Below are 1,346 nucleotides of genomic sequence, written 5' to 3'. Positions count from 1 at the left end.
GCTCTTCTCCGCTTAGATGAGCTTGATTTCTGGGTAAAAGGTAGAGTGAGTTTCTAGGATTGAGGTTTGTCTAATCTTCAATTTAAAGTAATCAGTATCCCTTACTCCTCGGGCTCTCCGCCTAAGAAGGCCTATCGATACATTCCCAGCTTCAACTCGGGCATTCGTCAGCCTATATTTTGCATAATTGCAGATCCCAACTCTTCTCTCCCAAAGCGCATCTGCAAAGTTGATGAGAGATAAGATCCTTGTATTTTTAGCAAGCTGGCACCACGCATCAAGCGCTGCGATCATCAAGTCAAAATCACGTTCATTCCATAAGGCTTGCAGCTGCTCTTTGAGCATATAAATAGTACAAAGTGTCTTATTGCTTTCAAGTAAATCATCCAGCCTATCTGACTGCTTATCGCTTAATTTCGGCGCATTTTTGAGGAGTAAAAATAGCGTCCCCTTAAGCATTTTTTTCTCGTCATGCGTTCCTCTCCTAAACGCTTTATTACGCTCTTTCCTTATCAGAAGAGAGTAGTTCTGCATAACGTGAAACCGGTCAAAAACGATGTCTGCATTCGGAAGAGCCTTTCTCACCGCTGATTGGTAAGATTGGCCCATATCCATTGATACCGCTTGGATGCCGTCTCTCGTTTGTGGTGCTAATTGTTCAAAAAAGTTGATGAGTACGTTTGAAGTCCGTCCATGATCAACCCAGATAAGTTGTCCTGAAACCAGATCATAAACAACGGTCATATAGTCATGGCCTTTAGCCCTAGCGACTTCATCAACGCCAATATGAACAAGGTTGGTCAACTTCTTAGGCTCTAAAGCGGGCAAGGTAGATAACAGAAATGCTTTATCGATATTTTTCACGGTTTCCCAGCGAATGTCTAAATGCTTAGACACTGCATGGATGCTCATATAGCGGCATAGTCCACTAATAAAGTGACAGAATCTCTTGGTATAGCGACCACCCTTATCAACAAAATCAGTGGCTTCAATCAATCTTCGGCCGAGCTTATCTCTCGTCTGAGCCAGTTCAATTTCTATTACGCAAGGGCGACCACTTACAGGTAAATCTGACAGGCGACGTTGAACATAGTGGTCGACGGTACGCGGTGCTCCAGTCTCAGGGTCAACGACTTTACAGCGTCTGTCTCGCTTGCATTTGACGAGTACTGAATGAGTGCACTCTTCGAGCGTTACAGACTGTACGGATTGACCTTTAAAATTAAATAGAGCGGAAGATAATAACGACAAACTACAACACTAAGATATAAGACAGGAAGTAATTATAAATCAATACTTTATTGATTTTATTGTTAATTTATAGACTCATCTAAGCGGAGAAGAGC

General features: G+C 42.4%; 1 protein-coding gene. It reads right to left on the bottom strand.

Going from position 1 to position 1,346, the window contains the following annotated elements:
- Positions 1-12: 12 nt before the first annotated feature.
- Positions 13-1,251 (bottom strand): ISL3 family transposase, encoded by a 1,239-nt coding sequence (locus tag BCT49_RS07550; protein WP_102434731.1) that lies wholly within the window; start codon positions 1,249-1,251, stop codon positions 13-15.
- Between the last annotated feature and the right edge of the window lie 95 nt (positions 1,252-1,346).

The sequence above is a fragment of the Vibrio lentus genome (assembly GCF_002875945.1).
Taxonomy (GTDB): domain Bacteria; phylum Pseudomonadota; class Gammaproteobacteria; order Enterobacterales; family Vibrionaceae; genus Vibrio; species Vibrio apostichopi.
Note: the sequence above shows the minus strand (reverse complement) of the source record. Positions and strands in the feature narration are given on the sequence as shown.